Here is a 16,449-nt window from a genome sequence, read left to right on the forward strand (position 1 = left end):
ACCCGGTCGCGTGTGACCGAGGGCTCCCGTACGGCGCGTACGGGAGCCCTCGTCGTGTGTGCGCGGGCTAGGTGCGGTTGCGGGCCGAGGTGACCCGGTACACGTCGTAGACGCCCTCGACGCCGCGTACGGCCCGCAGGACGTGCCCGAGGTGCTTGGGGTCGCCCATCTCGAAGGTGAAGCGGGAGGTGGCGACGCGGTCGCGGGAGGTCTGGACGGCCGCGGACAGGATGTTGACGTGCTGGTCGGACAGGACGCGGGTGACGTCCGAGAGCAGCCGGGAGCGGTCCAGCGCCTCGACCTGGATGGCGACCAGGAAGACCGAGGACTGGGTGGGCGCCCACTCGACGTCCAGGATGCGCTCGGGCTCGCGGGACAGCGACTCGACGTTGACGCAGTCGCTGCGGTGCACGGAGACGCCGCTGCCGCGGGTGACGAAGCCGATGATCGGGTCGCCGGGCACCGGGGTGCAGCAGCGGGCCAGCTTGACCCACACGTCGTCGACGCCCTTGACGACGACGCCCGGGTCCGCGCTGGAGCGGCGCTTGCGGCCGCGCCCGCGGGCGGGCGGCATCGCCTCGTCGATCTCCTCGGTGGCGGCCTCTTCGCCGCCGAGGGCCTGCACGAGCTTCTGGACGATGTTCTGCGCCGAGACATGGCCCTCGCCGATCGCCGCGTAGAGCGCGGAGATGTCGGAGTAGCGCATCTCGTGGGCGAGGGTGACCAGGGAGTCACCGGTCAGGATCCGCTGGATCGGCAGGTTCTGCTTGCGCATGGCGCGGACGATGGCGTCCTTGCCCTGCTCGATCGCCTCGTCGCGGCGCTCCTTGGAGAACCAGCCGCGGATCTTGTTGCGGGCGCGCGGCGACTTGACGAAGCCGAGCCAGTCCCGGGAGGGTCCGGCGCCGGTCGCCTTGGAGGTGAAGACCTCCACCAGGTCGCCGTTGTCCAGGGTCGACTCCAGCGGCACCAGTCGGCCGTTGACCCGGGCTCCTATCGTGCGGTGGCCGACCTCGGTGTGGACGGCGTAGGCGAAGTCGACGGGGGTGGCGCCGGCCGGGAGCGCTATGACGTCGCCCTTGGGCGTGAAGACGAAGACCTCGTTGCGGGAGAGGTCGAAGCGCAGCGACTCCAGGAACTCGCCGGGGTCCTCGGTCTCCTTCTGCCAGTCCAGCAGCTGCCTGAGCCACGCCATGTCGTTGATGGCGTCCTTGTCCTTCGCGGACGACTTGGGCGCGTCGGTGCGGACCTTGGAGGCGCCGGCGACGGCCTCCTGCTTGTACTTCCAGTGCGCGGCGATGCCGTACTCGGCGCGGCGGTGCATGTCGAAGGTGCGGATCTGCAGCTCGACCGGCTTGCCGTTGGGGCCGATGACCGTCGTGTGCAGCGACTGGTACATGTTGAACTTGGGCATCGCGATGTAGTCCTTGAACCGGCCGGGGACCGGGTTCCATCGCGCGTGCACGGTGCCGAGGGCGGCGTAGCAGTCCCGGACGGTGTCGACCAGGACGCGGATGCCGACCAGGTCGTAGATCTCCGCGAAGTCGCGGCCGCGGACGATCATCTTCTGGTAGACGCTGTAGTAGTGCTTGGGGCGGCCGGTGACGGTGGCCTTGATGCGGGCGGCGCGCAGATCGGCCTGGACCTCGTCGGTGACGACGGCCAGGTACTCGTCGCGCTTGGGCGCGCGCTCGGCGACGAGGCGGACGATCTCGTCGTACATCTTGGGGTAGAGGATCGCGAAGGCGAGGTCCTCCAGTTCCCACTTGATGGTGTTCATGCCCAGGCGGTGGGCGAGCGGCGCGTAGATCTCCAGGGTCTCGCGCGCCTTCTTCTCCTGCTTCTCGCGCTTGAGGTAGCGCATGGTGCGCATGTTGTGCAGGCGGTCGGCGAGCTTGATGACCAGGACGCGGGGGTCCTTGGCCATGGCGACGACCATCTTGCGCACGGTCTCGGCCTGCGCGGCCTCGCCGAACTTGACCTTGTCCAGCTTGGTGACGCCGTCGACGAGCAGGGCGACCACGTCGCCGAAGTCGCGGCGCAGGTCCTCCAGGCCGTACTCGGTGTCCTCGACGGTGTCGTGCAGCAGCCCGGCCATCAGGGTGGCCGGATCCATGCCCAGCTCGGCGAGGATGGTGGTGACGGCGAGCGGGTGCGTGATGTACGGGTCGCCGCTCTTGCGCTTCTGGCCGCGGTGCCAGCGCTCGGCGACCTGGTAGGCGCGCTCGATCTGGCGCAGCGTCGAGGTCTCGATCTTGGGGTCGTTGCTGCGCACTATCCGCAGCAGGGGCTCCAGGACCGGGTTGTACGGGTTGGCGCGCTGCACGCCGAGGCGGGCCAGACGGGCGCGGACGCGATTGGAGGAGCCGGAGCGGGCGCCGGCCCCGCCGGCGGAGCGCACGGGCGGGGCGGGTTTGGGGCGCGCGGCCTCGGCGGTCTTCTCGACCGGCGCGGACTGGGCGTGCTCGACCGCCCGCCGGGTGTCGTTCTTCGCGTTCGACACCTTGGGCGCGGGCTTCGCCGCGGACGCCGAGGCGGACTCGGGCTTGGCGGCGGTCAGTGGCTGGGCCTCGTCTGGCAAGAGGACTCCTCGTGCGCGATCCGGGTCCCCCGGTCAGGCTCCGGAAACCCCATGGTAGCGATCCCGGGCCGCGGGATCGCCTTCAGTCCGGCGTGCGGGCTGTTCCCTGTGCGAACACCTGAGACGGGCGCCGGATTCCTCCGGGCCCGTCTCAGTGGTGCCGTCTGTGCGAATACGGGGCTTTTGTCCCGTATCCACGCTTCGGTCAGACCTGGAGCAGCGCCTCCAGGGGCGCTCCGTCCAGGGCCGGCTCCAGCCGGGCCCGGCCGCCGAGGAAGCCGAGTTCCATCAGGACGGCGACGCCGGCGATCCCGGCGCCCGCCCGGCGGATCAGTTGCAGGGAGGCCTCGGCGGTGCCGCCGGTGGCGAGGACGTCGTCCACGACCAGGACGCGGTCGCCCGCGGTCAGGTCCTCGGCGTGCACCTCGATCTCCGCCGAGCCGTACTCCAGGTCGTAGGCCTGGCGGAGGGTGGCTCCGGGGAGCTTGCCCGCCTTGCGCACGGGGATGAACCCGAGGCCCGCGCGGACGGCGACGGGGGCGCCGAGGATGAAGCCGCGGGCCTCCAGGCCGACGATCTTCGTGGCGCCGGTGCGCTCGGCGATCTCGGCGAACGCGTCGGTCAGGGCGGTGAACGCCGCCGGGTCCGCCAGGAGCGGCGTGATGTCCTTGAACATCACGCCCTGCTCCGGGTAGTCCTCCACATCGCGGATGCGGCTGAGCAGCAGTTCCTGGATGTCGGTCATCGCGGTCACCGGCGCTTCCCGGAGGGCCGGCCACGGCCCCGGCTGCGGGAGGCGCCCTGCTCGCGCGGGCCGACGACCGCGGGAGCGGCGTCCTCGGGCTCCTCGCCGAAGGACGCGCCGGCGCCCTGCGCCTCGGGCTCGCCCTGCGCGCCGGCCTGCGCCCGCTTGGCCAGGACACGCTTGCGCAGGGCCTTCATCTGCGGCTCGCGCTCCTTGAGGTCGGCAACGAGCGGCGTGGCGATGAAGATCGAGGAGTACGCACCGGCCGCGAGGCCGACGAACAGCGACAGCGAGATGTCGTTGAGCATGCCCGCGCCGAGCACGCCGCCGCCGATGAACAGCAGGCCGGCCACCGGCAGCAGCGCGACCACGGTGGTGTTGATGGAGCGCATCAGCGTGCCGTTGATCGACTGGTTGGCGATGTCGCTGTAGGTCCAGCGGGTCTGCTTGGTGATGTCCTTCGTCTGCTCCTTGAGGCTGTCGAAGACGACGACCGTGTCGTAGAGCGAGTAACCGAGGATGGTCAGCAGACCGATCACGGTGCCCGGCGTGACCTCGAAGCCGACGAGGGCGTAGATGCCGGTGGTGATCGTGATGTCGTGGATCAGGGCGACCAGGGCGGCCAGCGCCATCCGCCACTCGAAGGCGATCGCCAGGTAGATCACGACCAGGACCATGAAGATCGCCAGGCCTTCCCAGGCCTTGTTGGCGATCTGCTTGCCCCAGCTCGGGCCGACCAGGTCGGCGTTGAGCTGCTCGGGGTTGACCTTCAGGTCCTTGGACAGGGCGTCCTTGATCTCGTCGGACTTGCCGGTGTCGATGCCGGCGATCTGGATGCGCAGGCTGCCGTCACCGAGCTTCTGCACGATCGCGTCGTGGCCGGAGGCCTCTTCGGCGTACGTCTCGGCCTGGCTGACCGAGGTCGTCATGTGCTTGGGGGTGGTGAAGACCGCTCCGCCCTGGAACTCGATGCCCATGTTCAGGCCGCGCACCGCCAGGCCGAGGATGGCCGTGATGGTGATCAGGATGGAGATGCCGTACCAGATCTTGCGGTTCTTGACGAAGTCGTAGCCGACCTCGCCACGGTGGAGTCGGGCGCCGAGGCTGCCGATCTTCGACATACGCTCACGCCTCCTTCGTGTCGACGGGGCGGGCGGGGCGGCGGGTACGGCGCAGCGGGGGCTTGGCGCCCAGGGCCTTCGGGTCGAGGCCGGACCACTTGTGGCCGTTCGCGTAGAACTTCCTGCGGGCCAGGATCGTCATCAGCGGCTTGGTGAACAGGAAGACGACGACCACGTCGAGCAGAGTGGTCAGGCCGAGCGTGAACGCGAAGCCCTGCACCTTGCCGACGGTGACGATGAACAGCACCGCGGCGGCCAGGAACGAGACGAAGTCGGAGACCAGGATGGTGCGCCGGGCCCGCGGCCAGGCGCGCTCCACGGCGGGCCGCAGCGAGCGGCCCTCGCGGATCTCGTCGCGGATGCGCTCGAAGAACACGATGAACGAGTCCGCGGTGATGCCGATGGCGACGATGGCGCCGCACACCGCCGGCAGGTTCAGCGCGAAGCCGATGGCCGGGCCGAGCAGCGACATGATCACGTAGGCGAGGATCGCCGAGACCAGCAGTGAGGGGATGGCGATCAGCGACAGGCCGCGGTAGAAGATCAGCAGGTAGACGACGACCAGGGCGAGGCCGATGGCGCCCGCGATCAGGCCGGCGTGCAGCTGGTCGCCGCCGAGCGCGGCCGTCACGGTGGTGACGCTGTCCTCCTTGAAGGTCAGCGGCAGGGCGCCGTAGGAGAGCATGTTGGCCAGGTTCTGCGCGGACTGCTGGTCGAAGCTGCCGGAGATCTCGGCGTTGCCGCCGGTGATCGCGGTCGTGACCCGGGGGTCGGAGACCACTTCGCCGTCCAGGACGATGGCGAACTGGTTCTGCGGCTCCTGGTTCTGCGCCAGCTTGCCGGTGACGTCCGCGAACTTCTTCGCGCCCGAGCCGGTGAAGTCGAGCTGCACGATCCAGCCTGCCGCGCCCTGCGTGTCGAAGACCGCCTGGCCCTTCTTGACGTCGGTGCCGTCGACGGCGGCCGGGCCGAGGATGTACTTCTGCCACACGCCCGAGGAGTTCTTGCCGCAGGCCACGGTCGGCTCGGTGGGCAGCACGCCCTTGCCGGCGGTGGCGCGCATGCTCTCCTTGGAGCAGTCGAGCGCGGTGTACTGGGCCTGGAGCTTGGCGGTGGCGTCGTCGCCGGCGCTGCCGCTCGGCGACGGGGAGGCGCTGGTGGAGGCCTTCGGGGTGGCGGAGGCCTTGGCGGACGCGGTGGCGCCGGCGGACGGCGTGGCGTCGGCCTTCAGGGCGTCGGTGACGGCGCGGCCCTGCTGGGTCGCGGTCGCCGACGGGCTCTCGGAACCGGAGGTCGCCTTCTCGCCGGACTGTGCCGTCGCCTTGCCCGAGGGGCTGGCGGACGCCTTGCCCGAGGGGCTCGAGGAGGCGCTCGGCGACGGGCTGGCCGTGGCGGCGCCGGCGGACAGCTCGGTGGCGAGGACCGGACGGAAGTACAGCTTCGCGGTGGTGCCGACCTGCTCCCGGGCCTGCTTGGAGTTCGTGCCCTTGGGGATGTTGACGATGATGTTGTCGTCGCCCTGGGTCTGGACCTCGGCCTCCGAGACGCCAAGACCGTTGACACGGCGTTCCATGATGTTCACGGCCGTGTTCATGTTGGTCTTGTTGATCGCGGATTCCTGACCGCGTTCGGGGACCGCCCGCAGGGTGATGCTCGTACCGCCGGCCAGGTCGATGCCGAGACGCGGGGTGGTGTTCCCCGAGGCGAACATGCCGCCGGTGAGCGCCACGATGGCGATCAGGATGAGGGCCAGCGAGCGCCACGGCTTGCTCTGGGCGCTCGCGCTCCGGCCCTTCTTAGGTGCTGCCACCTTCTCGTACTCCCTCTCGGGCCGCTCCGCGCCGGGTCAGCCCGGTGGCGGCCATGACATGGTGTCGGGATCCCGCGCGAAGTGAACACGTCCCAGGGCGCGCGGGCGGTGCCGCGCGCCCTGGAGGGTGACTACTTCGCCTCGGAGTCGCCGTCGGTCTTCTTCGGCTCTGCGTCCGCCTTCGCCTCGGCGGCGTCGGCCGGCTCCTCGGCCGCGTCCTTCTTCCCGAGGTCGATCGGCTTGTCGTCGGAGGCGGTGGAAGCGTCGGCGGCGGGCTCGTCGGTCTCGGTGAGGGAGGAGGCGTCGTCGGGAACGAGGTCGGCGTCGGACTTCAGGTCGTGCTCGATGCCGTGGACGATGCGGTTGTACTCGTCGTCGGACAGGACGGTGGCGATGGCGTTCTTGGCGAACAGCAGTTCCACGCCCGGTCCGGCGTCAAGGAGGACCGTGTCGTCGTTGACCTCCTTGACCGTGGCGTACATGCCCCCGATGGTGCGAATTCCGCTGCCGGGCTGCATCTGGTTCCGCATGTCGGCGGCCTGCGCCTGCTTGCGCTTGGCCGACCGGGTCATCAGGAACATGGCCCCGATGAGCACGATGAACGGGAGGAGGGTCACGAGCTTCACGGGTCGGAACTTCCTTCACACGACCGCGATGGGGAGCGGCCTGATGGTTGGGGGTGTGCGTGCCGTCGACAAGGGCGGCATCGGCGGAGTCTAAGCGAGTCCGCGTGCATGGAACAACGCTCAGCATGGCACCTGGGTTCCTGGTCCGGCCAATGCCGCACGCATCACGCCCCGAACAGGTCCCCTTGTCCGTTTCCCGCGGTCTGCGAACGCGGCGGCGTCAGTCCGAGATGCGCCCACGCCGCCGGGGTGGCGACCCGCCCGCGGGGGGTGCGGGCGAGCAGGCCCTCCCGTACGAGGAAGGGCTCGGCGACCTCTTCCACGGTCTCACGTTCCTCCCCCACCGCCACCGCGAGCGTCGACAGGCCGACGGGGCCGCCGCCGAACAGCTTCAGCAGCGCCTGGAGCACGGCCCGGTCGAGCCGGTCCAGGCCGCGCGGGTCGACCTCGTAGACGGCGAGGGCGGCGGCGGCGATCTCACGGGTGATGACGCCGTCCGCCTTGACCTGCGCGTAGTCGCGCACCCGGCGCAGCAGCCGGTTGGCGATCCGGGGGGTGCCGCGGGAGCGGCCGGCGATCTCGGCGGCGCCCGCGGTGTCGATCTCGACGTCGAGCAGGCTCGCCGAGCGGTGCACGACGCGCTCCAGCTCGGCGGGCTCGTAGAACTCCATGTGCGCGGTGAAGCCGAACCGGTCGCGCAGCGGGGGCGGCAGCAGGCCGGCCCGGGTGGTGGCGCCGACCAGGGTGAAGGGGGGCAGCTCCAGCGGGATGGCGGTGGCTCCCGGCCCCTTGCCGACGATGACGTCGACGCGGAAGTCCTCCATCGCCATGTAGAGCATCTCCTCGGCGGGCCGGGACATCCGGTGGATCTCGTCGAGGAAGAGCACCTCACCCTCCTGGAGGGAGGAGAGGATGGCGGCGAGGTCGCCGGCGTGCTGGATGGCGGGGCCCGAGGTGATCCGGATGGGGGCGCCCATCTCGGCCGCGATGATCATCGACAGGGTGGTCTTGCCGAGGCCGGGCGCGCCGGAGAGCAGCACGTGGTCGGCGGTGGCGCCGCGCGCGCGGGCGGCGCGCAGCACGAGGTCGAGCTGTTCGCGCACCTTCTCCTGGCCGATGAACTCGCCCAGGTCCTTGGGCCGCAGAGCGGCCTCGACGGCCTGGTCCTCACCGTCGGCGACAGAGCCCACCAGCCGTTCGCCGGCGGGCGTGTCGGTCGTGTCGTCCCAGTTCATGTCTGCTCAGCCTCGGGGAGAGTGGTGGTCGGCGGGCTCGGGTCGGGGTCGGCGGGGCCTGCTGGTCCCGGTTCGGGACCAGGCCCGTACAGGGACCGGCGGGCCGGGCCGATGTCGGGGTCAGGGGGCGAGGGCGCGGGTCGGGGTCGGGGTCTGGGGTCGCGGGTTGGGGTCGCGGGGGTCGGGGCCGGTCCCACGTCAGGATCGCAGGTCAGGGACCGTCACCGGAGCAGGGGGCCCGGGCCGGGGACCGGTTCTGGGCCAGGACCGCAGGTCACAGGCCGCTCCCGGGCCCGGGTCAGGGCCCGGGCCGGGAGCCGCTCCCGTGGCCCCGTGTCGCGGCCGGCGGGCCGCAGGCTGCGGACTCGGCCGTCGCCCGGGTCGGCGGGCTCGGCCGGTGCCGGGGTCGGCGGACTCGGCCGGTGCCGGACAAGGGGCTCGGCCGGTGCCTGTCAGCGGGTTCGGTTCAGGGTCTGCAGGGCGGCCTTCAGCAGCTGTCCGACCTGGGGCGCGCCGCCGGCCGCCTCGGCCTGCGGGGTCACCGCGGCGACGGCCTCGTCGGCCTCCCGGGTGGCGTAGCCGAGGCCGATGAGGGCGGCGTGCAGCTGGTCGCGCCAGCCCTGGGTGACGGGGGCGCCGACGGCGGGGGCGCCGACCGGTGCGCCGAGCCGGTCCTTCAGTTCCAGCAGGAGCTTCTGGGCGCCCTTCTTGCCGATGCCGGGCACCGCGGTGAGCGCCTTCTCGTCGCCGGTGGCGACCGCGCGGCGCAGGGCGTCGGGGGCGTGCACGGCGAGCATGGCCTGGGCGAGGCGGGGGCCGACGCCGCTGGCGGTCTGCAGGAGTTCGAAGACCTGGCGCTCGTCGTCGTCGGCGAAGCCGTACAGGGTGAGCGAGTCCTCGCGGACGACCAGGGAGGTGTGCAGCTTCGCGGGCTGCCCGATCCGCAGAGTCGACAGCGTGTTCGGGGTGCACTGGACGGTCATGCCGACGCCGCCCACCTCGATCACCGCGGTGTCGGGGGCGAGGGCGGCGACGGCGCCGCTGACGAAGGCGATCATGCCGTACGGCCTTTCGATGTCATCGGAGTCCCGGCCGTGTGCCGGGCGACGGCCTGCTGGAGCCGGTTCTGGGCGGGGGCCCGCCAGATGTGGCAGATGGCGAGCGCGAGGGCGTCGGCCGCGTCGGCGGGCTTCGGGGGCGCGCTCAGCCGCAGCAGCCGGGTGACCATGGCGCCCACCTGGGCCTTGTCCGCGCGTCCGCTGCCGGTGACGGCGGCCTTGACCTCGCTGGGGGTGTGCAGGGCGACGGGGATGCCGCGGCGGGAGGCGCACAGGATGGCGACGGCACTGGCCTGGGCGGTGCCCATCACCGTGCGCACGTTGTGCTGGCTGAAGACGCGCTCCACCGCGACGAACTCCGGGCGGTGCTCGTCGAGCCACTGTTCGATGCCCTGCTCGACGGCGACCAGGCGGTGGCCGAGGTCGGCGTCCGCGGGCGTGCGGACCACGCCGACGCCGATCATGGTCAGCGGCCGGCCGGCGACGCCCTCCACGACACCGACTCCGCACCGGGTCAGCCCCGGGTCCACCCCCAGTACGCGCACGCCCGTCCCTTCCGTCTGCCGCTGTTCGTGCAGGCTATCGGGTGCCACCGACAACGGCGGCGGGCCGGGGGACGTGTCCCTCCGGCCCGCCTGGGTCGCCGTGCGCGCGGGGTGTTACGCGTCGACCTTCTCCATGACCTCGTCGCTGACGTCGAAGTTGGCGAAGACGTTCTGCACGTCGTCGCTGTCCTCGAGCGCGTCGATCAGCTTGAAGATCTTCTTGGCGCCTTCCTCGTCCAGCTCGACCTGCATGGTCGGGACGAAGTTGGCCTCGGCCGAGTCGTAGTCGATCCCGGCCTCCTGGAGGGCGGTGCGGACCGCGACCAGGTCGGTGGCCTCGCTGAGCACCTCGAAGTTCTCGCCGAGGTCGTTGACCTCCTCGGCACCCGCGTCCAGGACGGCGGCCAGGACGTCGTCCTCGGTCAGCTCGCCCTTGGGGACGATCACGACGCCCTTGCGGTTGAACAGGTACGACACCGAGCCCGGGTCGGCCATCGAGCCGCCGTTGCGGGTCATGGCGACGCGGACGTCGGAGGCGGCGCGATTGCGGTTGTCGGTGAGGCACTCGATGAGCACCGCGACGCCGTTCGGACCGTAGCCCTCGTACATGATCGTCTCGTAGTCGGCGCCGCCGGCCTCCAGGCCGCCGCCGCGCTTGATGGCCGAGTCGATGTTCTTGTTGGGCACCGACTGCTTCTTGGCCTTCTGCACGGCGTCGTAGAGCGTCGGGTTGCCGTCCAGGTCGACGCCGCCCATCCGCGCGGCGACCTCGATGTTCTTGATCAGCTTCGCGAAGAGCTTGCCACGCTTGGCGTCGATGACGGCCTTCTTGTGCTTCGTCGTGGCCCATTTAGAGTGGCCGGACATCTGCCTGTCTCCTTCGCGTAAACCCATCCTGTACGAACGCCCCCGGGCCGGAAGCAGCCGGGAGGTACCCCCGGAGATCCTACAAGGACTCCGCGGCCCGCTTCGCGCGCACCATGTCGACGAACAGGGCGTGCACCCGGTGGTCGCCGGTCAGCTCCGGGTGGAACGACGTGGCCAGCGCGTCGCCCTGGCGCACCGCGACGATGTGGCCGTCGTGCTCGGCGAGCACCTCGGCGCCGGCGCCGACCGACTCGACCCAGGGGGCGCGGATGAAGACGCCCTCCACGGGGTCGCCCGCGACGCCCCTGACGTCCACGGCGGCCTCGAAGGACTCGTTCTGCCGGCCGAAGGCGTTGCGGCGCACGATCATGTCGATGCCGCCGACGGTCTCCTGGCCCGAACGCGGGTCGAGGATCTTGTCAGCGAGCATGATCATGCCGGCGCAGGTGCCGTACACGGGCATGCCGGCGCGCACGCGCGCGCGGAGGGGTTCCATCACGCCGAACAGGACGGCGAGCTTGGAGATGGTGGTGGACTCGCCGCCGGGCAGGACCAGGCCGTCGACCTCGGCGAGTTCTTCGGGGCGCCTGACCGGCCTGGCCACGGCGTCGGCCGCGGCCAGGGCGATGAGGTGCTCCCGTACGTCGCCCTGGAGGGCCAGGACGCCGATGACAGGGGCTTCGTTGCTCATGGAGTGATTACCAGCCGCGGTTGGCGTAGCGCTCGGTCTCGGGGAGGGTGTCGCAGTTGATGCCGACCATGGCCTCGCCGAGGTTGCGGGACGCGTCCGCGATGATCTTCGGGTCGTCGTAAAAGGTGGTCGCCTTGACGATGGCGGCGGCACGCTTGGCCGGGTCGCCGGACTTGAAGATGCCGGAGCCGACGAAGACGCCCTCGGCGCCGAGCTGGCGCATCAGCGCGGCGTCGGCCGGGGTGGCCACACCGCCGGCGGAGAACAGCACCACCGGGAGCTTGCCCAGCTCGGCGACCTCCTTGACCAGCTCGTAGGGGGCGCGCAGCTCCTTGGCGGCGGCGTACAGCTCGTTGTTGTCGTAGCCGCGCAGCCGGGCGATCTCGTTCTTGATCTGGCGCAGGTGACGGACGGCCTCGACGACGTTGCCGGTGCCGGCCTCGCCCTTGGAGCGGATCATCGCGGCGCCCTCGGCGATGCGGCGCAGGGCCTCGCCGAGGTTGGTGGCGCCGCACACGAAGGGGGTGGTGAAGGCCCACTTGTCGGAGTGGTTGACCTCGTCGGCCGGGGTGAGGACCTCGGACTCGTCGATGTAGTCCACGCCGAGGGACTGCAGCACCTGCGCCTCGACGAAGTGGCCGATGCGGGACTTGGCCATCACCGGGATGGAGACGGCGTCGATGATGCCCTCGATCATGTCCGGGTCGGACATGCGGGCCACGCCGCCGTCCTTGCGGATGTCCGCCGGGACCCGCTCCAGGGCCATGACCGCGACGGCGCCCGCGTCCTCGGCGATCTTCGCCTGCTCCGGGGTGACGACGTCCATGATCACGCCGCCCTTGAGCTGCTCGGCCATGCCGCGCTTCACCCGGGCGGTACCGGTCTCGGGGGTCTGGGCGGAGTCGGAAAGCGTGGTGGACACGGGTGACCTCACTCGGGGGAAAAGAGGGGGTTGGTGCATGAGCGAGGAAACGCGAGTGGACCAGTCCACGGCAAGGGCCAATGGAGAGGCGGTGGATCCTTTTCGGGGGGACCACGGGTACGGTCCGCGGGTGCGGCGTGCACGGCGGGGACCGACGCCGGCTGGTCCCGGACGGTTCCGGGCCGACGCCAGGTTGTCCCGGACGGTCCCGAGCCGACGCCAGGTTGTCCCGGACGGTTCCGGGCCGACGCTAGGTTGTCCCGGACGGTTCCGGGCCGACGCCGGGTGGTCCCGGACGGTCACGGACCGGTCCCGGTCTGCCCTTGCGGGGACGACGTCTCTGCCGGGCCCCGGGCTACGCGCCCCGGTCCACCAGCGCGGGCGGCGGCTCGTCGTCCATCTCGAAGGCCAGCGGGAAGGGAGCGTGGCCGGCCAGCCGGAACCAGCGGACCTTGCGGTGCTCGCGCAGCCGCCGGGCGGCGCCGACCGCGTCGTTGTGGAAGCGGCGGGCCATCGGGACCCGGCGCACGGCCTCCGTCAGCTCGCGCGCGGCCTCCTCTCCCCCGGGCGCCTCGCGGACCGCCTCCACCTGCTGCGCCTCGGCGAACACCGCCCTGAGCGCCTGGCTCAGCTCGCTCTCGGCGACCTCGCGCTGGTCCTCCTCGGACTGCCGGGCGGCGTGCGCGGCCTCGTAGAGCACGATCGAGGCGGCCGGGTCGAGCACTCCGGAGGTGGCCAGTTCCTGGGCCACGGAGGCGCGGCGCAGCAGCTGGGCGTCGAGCGCGGCGCGGGCGGCGTCGATCCGGGCGTGCAGCCGGTCCAGCCGTCCCGCCGTCCAGCTCAGGTACAGCCCGACGGCGACGAGGGCGACAAGGATCCAGATGAACGTTGCGGTCACGGGCGGCAAGGCTACCGGTGCCCGACGGGAGGCCCGCCCGGGGGCGGACCGCGCTCCGGGCCCCGGCCCCGGGCCGTCCGCAGACTCCCTTCCGGACCACGGGTCTCCGGCCCCCGGACCGACCGCGGGCGGACTGCGCTCCGGGCCAGGGCCGCCCGCGGATTCCGCACCGTGCCCGGGGCCGACCGTGATAGGGCTGCGCGCCGGAGAAGGGGCCATCCACGGGAGACGGCCGGGTCCGGGGCCCACCCGGCCAGAGGGGACACCTCGGTCCAGCCGCAACCAGCCAGAGGAACACCCCGGCCCCAGCCACACCCGGCCGGAGGAACAACCCGGCCCCGGCCGGAGGCCGGGCTCAGTCGCGGGCCAGTCCCAGGCGGGCGCGGAGGCCCGTGGCTCGGTCGTCGGTGGCCACCGCCGCCGCGCCCGCCGTCACCGTCTCGTAGACCGACAGGATGTCCGCGCCGACGGTGGACCAGTCGAAGCGGCGGACGTGCGCGCTGCCGCGTTCGCGCAGCTCGGCGCGGCGGGCCGGGTCGGCGAGGAGCCGTACCGCGGCCTCGGCGAGCGCGTCCGCGTCCTCGTTGGCGAACAGCTCGCCCGCCTTGCCCTGGTCGAGCACCTGCGCGAAGGCGTCGAGGTCGGAGGCGAGGACCGGCGCGCCCGCGGACATGGCCTCGACCAGGATGATGCCGAAGCTCTCGCCGCCGGTGTTGGGCGCGACGTACAGGTCGACGCTGCGCAGGAACCGCGCCTTGTCCTCGTCGCTGATCATGCCGAGGAACTCGACGCGGGAACGCAGCTCCGCGGGGAGCGAGGCGACGGCCTCCTTCTCGTCGCCGCGCCCGGCCACCAGCAGCCGGGCGCCGGGCCGGGCGGCGAGGATCTTCGGCAGCGCCCGCATCAGCACCGGCAGGCCCTTGCGGGGCTCGTCGATGCGCCCTATGAAGCCGATCGTCTCGCCCTGCCACTCGGGTCGCGGCTCGGCCCGGGCGAAGAAGTCCACGTCGACGCCGTTGGGGATGACCACCGCGTCGCCGCCCAGGTGCTCGACGAGGGTGCGCCGGGCGTACTCGCTCACCGCGATCCGGGCGCTGATCTTCTCCAGCGCCGCCTGGAGGATGGCGTACGCGGCGACCATGGCCCGCGAGCGCGGATTGGAGGTGTGGAAGGTGGCGACGATCGGGCCCTGCGCCGCCCAGCAGGTCAGCAGGCCGAGCGACGGCGAGGTCGGCTCGTGGATGTGGATGACGTCGAAGCGGCCCTCGTGCAGCCAGCGCCGCACCCGGGCGGCCGACAGGAAGCCGAAGTTCAGCCGGGCCACCGAGCCGTTGTAGGGCACCGGCACCGCGCGGCCGGCCGAGACGACGTACGGCGGCAGCGGGGTGTCGTCGTCGGCGGGGGCGAGGACGGACACCTCGTGGCCGAGGCGGAGGAAGTACTCGGCGAGGTCGCGGATGTGGAACTGGACGCCGCCGGGCACGTCCCAGGAGTACGGGCAGACGATCCCGATTCTCACGCGGGTCCCTTCGCCGGGTCGAGGTCGGCGAGCCACAGCCGCTGGAGCATGTGCCAGTCCTCCGGATGCTCGGCGATCCCAGCGGCGAAGGCGTCGGCCAGCGCCTGCGTCATGGCGGCCGCCTTCTCCCGCCGCGTCCCCTCCGTCGGTACCTCGATCGGGGGATGGACGCGGCCCCGCATGACGGGCGAGTCGTCGTACCAGAGGGTGACCGGCAGCAGCAGGGCGCCGGTCTGCTGTGCGAGCAGGGCGGGTCCGGCCGGCATCCGGGCGGCCGCGCCGAAGAAGTCCACCTCGACGCCGGAGGCGGACAGGTCGCGGTCGGCGACCAGGCAGACCAGGCCGCCGTCGCGCAGCCGCCGGGCCAGCGTGCCGAAGGCGGAGCCGCCGCTGTGCGGCAGGACCTCCATGCCGAGGCCCTGCCGGTAGGCGACGAACCGGTCGTAGAGCGTCTCCGGCTTCAGCCGCTCGGCGACCGTGGTGAACGGCGTGTTCAGCTCGGTGGTCACCCACGCGCCGGCCAGGTCCCAGTTGGCCAGGTGCGGCAGGGCGAGGACGACGCCCCGGCCGGCGGCCAGACCGTCGGTGAGGTGGTGGACGTCCTTGGGCGCGAACCCGCCGCGGATCCGCTCGGGGCTCCAGGCCGGCAGCCGGAAGGACTCCATCCAGTAGCGCAGATACGACCGCATGCCCGCGCGGGACAGTTCCGCCAGCCGCTCGGGGCTCGCGCCCGGCAGCACGCGCGCGTAGTTGCGCTCCAGCCGCTCGACGCCCTTGCCGCGCCGCTTCCAGGCGATGTCCGCGATGGTGCGGCCGAGCCGTACGGCGACCGGTTCGGGGAGCTTCTTCACGGTGCTCCAGCCGAGGCCGTAGAGGGCGTCGGTCAGGCGCTCCTGGGCCTTCACTTCGCCGCTCCGCTCCCCTGGTTCTCCTGCCGGGCGGCCTCCGCCTCGGCCTCCGCGGACTCGCGGCGGACCGTGACCACCCGCTGGATCAGCGTCACGAGGCTGCCGGCGGCCACCACCCACAGGGCGATCGGCAGCAGGTACTGGATGCCCGGCACGCCGAACTTGTGCAGGCCCGCGAACCCGGCCGCCACCAGCGAGATCACCAGCCGCTCGGCGCGCTCGACCAGACCGTTGACGGCGACCGGCAGACCGATCGACTCGCCGCGCGCCTTGGTGTAGGACACCACCTGCCCGCTGGCCAGGCAGAAGATCGACACCGCGCACAGCACGTTGTCGTCGCCCCGCCCCGCGTACCAGAGGGCGAAGCCGCCGAAGATCGCGCCGTCCGCCACCCGGTCCAGGGTGGAGTCCAGGAACGCGCCCCAGCGGCTGGAGCGGCCGAGCTGGCGGGCCATGTTCCCGTCGACGAGGTCGGAGAACACGAACAGCGTGATCACGACCGTGCCCCAGAAGAACTCGCCCCGGGGGTAGAAGACCAGCGCGCCCGCGACCACCCCGGCGGTGCCGAGGAGCGTGACCGTGTCCGGGCTCACGCCCCGGCGGATGAGAAACGCGGCGAACGGTGTGAGGACACGCGTGAAGAATGCACGCGCGTACTTGTTCAGCATGGCCTTCCCGACGGTCGGTGTGGCCGGACGGCCCCTGGTGGCCCCGGCTGGCCCATCGTAGCCACGCGCGCGGGCGCGTGACGCCCGGGCACCGCAGCCCGCCCGCTCGCGGACCCCGGGGAGGCGCGCGCCGGCGGCGCACGGCCCCCTCGCGAGCGCCCTGCGGTGAACGGGACCGGAGGCCTACGGGGTCCTTCGTATGGACGCGGCATGACGGGAGTGGAAAGCTCGAAGGACCGCGGGCGTCGCAGGAGC

15 protein-coding genes are annotated in these 16,449 nt (G+C 71.9%); all 15 read right to left on the bottom strand.

What is annotated here, in order from left to right; genetic code table 11:
* Nucleotides 1–67 precede the first annotated feature (67 nt).
* The 15 genes from K7787_RS16275 to pgsA all read right to left on the bottom strand — a co-directional run bounded on the left by K7787_RS16275 (nt 68) and on the right by pgsA (nt 16,194).
* A complete protein-coding gene (locus K7787_RS16275; RefSeq protein ID WP_164392867.1) occupies nt 68–2,581 on the bottom strand; it encodes a RelA/SpoT family protein in 2,514 nt (837 codons plus the stop codon).
* Nucleotides 2,582–2,786: 205 nt separating this feature from the next.
* Complete coding sequence (locus tag K7787_RS16280; protein ID WP_027758544.1) at nt 2,787–3,326, bottom strand: adenine phosphoribosyltransferase; 540 nt, start codon at nt 3,324–3,326, stop codon at nt 2,787–2,789.
* Nucleotides 3,327–3,331: 5 nt separating this feature from the next.
* Complete coding sequence (gene secF, locus K7787_RS16285) at nt 3,332–4,447, bottom strand: protein translocase subunit SecF (protein WP_164392865.1); 1,116 nt, start codon at nt 4,445–4,447, stop codon at nt 3,332–3,334.
* 4 nt (nt 4,448–4,451) lie between these two features.
* Entirely contained in the window at nt 4,452–6,257 is a 1,806-nt protein-coding gene (secD, locus tag K7787_RS16290) for a protein translocase subunit SecD (protein ID WP_223001848.1), read from the bottom strand.
* A gap of 131 nt (nt 6,258–6,388) precedes the next feature.
* Nucleotides 6,389–6,883, bottom strand: coding sequence for a preprotein translocase subunit YajC (gene yajC / locus K7787_RS16295; RefSeq protein WP_169438073.1), 495 nt, complete (start codon nt 6,881–6,883; stop codon nt 6,389–6,391).
* 164 nt (nt 6,884–7,047) lie between these two features.
* Nucleotides 7,048–8,118, bottom strand: a complete 1,071-nt coding sequence (gene ruvB, locus K7787_RS16300) for a Holliday junction branch migration DNA helicase RuvB (protein ID WP_009187625.1) — start codon at nt 8,116–8,118, stop codon at nt 7,048–7,050.
* 452 nt (nt 8,119–8,570) lie between these two features.
* On the bottom strand, nt 8,571–9,176 hold the full coding sequence (gene ruvA / locus K7787_RS16305) for a Holliday junction branch migration protein RuvA (protein ID WP_223001849.1): 606 nt from the start codon (nt 9,174–9,176) through the stop codon (nt 8,571–8,573).
* Nucleotides 9,173–9,721: a crossover junction endodeoxyribonuclease RuvC gene (ruvC, locus tag K7787_RS16310; RefSeq protein WP_223001850.1), complete on the bottom strand. Its 549-nt coding sequence runs from the start codon at nt 9,719–9,721 to the stop codon at nt 9,173–9,175. The genes ruvA and ruvC overlap by 4 nt, the downstream gene beginning before the upstream one ends.
* A gap of 114 nt (nt 9,722–9,835) precedes the next feature.
* Nucleotides 9,836–10,588, bottom strand: a complete 753-nt coding sequence (locus K7787_RS16315) for a YebC/PmpR family DNA-binding transcriptional regulator (protein WP_009187628.1) — start codon at nt 10,586–10,588, stop codon at nt 9,836–9,838.
* Nucleotides 10,589–10,667: 79 nt separating this feature from the next.
* The gene (gene pdxT / locus K7787_RS16320) at nt 10,668–11,279 is read right to left on the bottom strand and encodes a pyridoxal 5'-phosphate synthase glutaminase subunit PdxT (RefSeq protein WP_223001851.1); all 612 of its coding nucleotides are present in this window, start codon (nt 11,277–11,279) and stop codon (nt 10,668–10,670) included.
* A gap of 7 nt (nt 11,280–11,286) precedes the next feature.
* The gene (pdxS, locus tag K7787_RS16325) at nt 11,287–12,240 is read right to left on the bottom strand and encodes a pyridoxal 5'-phosphate synthase lyase subunit PdxS (RefSeq protein WP_199293766.1); all 954 of its coding nucleotides are present in this window, start codon (nt 12,238–12,240) and stop codon (nt 11,287–11,289) included.
* 316 nt (nt 12,241–12,556) lie between these two features.
* Nucleotides 12,557–13,099, bottom strand: a complete 543-nt coding sequence (locus tag K7787_RS16330; RefSeq protein ID WP_223001852.1) for a LemA family protein — start codon at nt 13,097–13,099, stop codon at nt 12,557–12,559.
* Nucleotides 13,100–13,454: 355 nt separating this feature from the next.
* Complete coding sequence (locus K7787_RS16335; protein WP_169438069.1) at nt 13,455–14,618, bottom strand: glycosyltransferase family 4 protein; 1,164 nt, start codon at nt 14,616–14,618, stop codon at nt 13,455–13,457.
* Nucleotides 14,615–15,523 (bottom strand): phosphatidylinositol mannoside acyltransferase, encoded by a 909-nt coding sequence (locus tag K7787_RS16340; protein WP_164389973.1) that lies wholly within the window; start codon nt 15,521–15,523, stop codon nt 14,615–14,617. The genes K7787_RS16335 and K7787_RS16340 overlap by 4 nt, the downstream gene beginning before the upstream one ends.
* Nucleotides 15,520–16,194, bottom strand: a complete 675-nt coding sequence (pgsA, locus tag K7787_RS16345; RefSeq protein WP_009187634.1) for a phosphatidylinositol phosphate synthase — start codon at nt 16,192–16,194, stop codon at nt 15,520–15,522. The genes K7787_RS16340 and pgsA overlap by 4 nt, the downstream gene beginning before the upstream one ends.
* Nucleotides 16,195–16,449: the final 255 nt, after the last annotated feature.

Origin of the sequence: Streptomyces sennicomposti (assembly GCF_019890635.1) — a bacterium.
Lineage (GTDB): Bacteria > Actinomycetota > Actinomycetes > Streptomycetales > Streptomycetaceae > Streptomyces > Streptomyces sennicomposti.

Coding starts and splice junctions, on each gene's coding strand:
- ruvA (WP_223001849.1), bottom strand. CDS start 9,176: ATGATCGCCTTCGTCAGCGGCGCCGTCGCCGCCCTCGCCCCCGACACC.
- ruvB (WP_009187625.1), bottom strand. CDS start 8,118: ATGAACTGGGACGACACGACCGACACGCCCGCCGGCGAACGGCTGGTG.
- pgsA (WP_009187634.1), bottom strand. CDS start 16,194: ATGCTGAACAAGTACGCGCGTGCATTCTTCACGCGTGTCCTCACACCG.
- pdxS (WP_199293766.1), bottom strand. CDS start 12,240: ATGCACCAACCCCCTCTTTTCCCCCGAGTGAGGTCACCCGTGTCCACC.
- pdxT (WP_223001851.1), bottom strand. CDS start 11,279: ATGAGCAACGAAGCCCCTGTCATCGGCGTCCTGGCCCTCCAGGGCGAC.
- K7787_RS16280 (WP_027758544.1), bottom strand. CDS start 3,326: ATGACCGACATCCAGGAACTGCTGCTCAGCCGCATCCGCGATGTGGAG.
- K7787_RS16315 (WP_009187628.1), bottom strand. CDS start 10,588: ATGTCCGGCCACTCTAAATGGGCCACGACGAAGCACAAGAAGGCCGTC.
- secF (WP_164392865.1), bottom strand. CDS start 4,447: ATGTCGAAGATCGGCAGCCTCGGCGCCCGACTCCACCGTGGCGAGGTC.